This is a genomic window from Dellaglioa sp. CoH-55-MRSF-9, assembly GCF_056782155.1.
Map to the genome: position 1 here is coordinate 1 of NZ_JBXAYG010000153.1, position 246 is coordinate 246.

The following is a 246-nucleotide window of genomic DNA, read 5'->3' on the forward strand; positions in this document are numbered from 1 at the left end:
CGAGTTCCCTGAACCTCCGGACGGCACGCAAGAGTATTACCGTGGCGCGAAGACGTTCATCGTTGATGATGAGGAAGGCGGCTTCGTACTCGAAGTGTGCGGCGGCATCAACCACGAAGACGGCGTTATCGGCCTGTTTCATGACTGGATCAGTGTATTCATCGACGAGCCGCACGGTCACGAGTACGGTTGGTTCCGATTTGAAGGGGAATGGGTGAATAGCCCTCTGTACGTAGGTCTTACGCC

The 246-nt window shown here is 55.7% G+C and carries 1 protein-coding gene; it reads left to right on the forward strand.

What is annotated here, in order from left to right:
• A partial coding sequence (locus AC1RPV_RS08150) for a hypothetical protein (protein WP_481764261.1) occupies nt 1-246 on the forward strand: 246 nt, incomplete at both ends.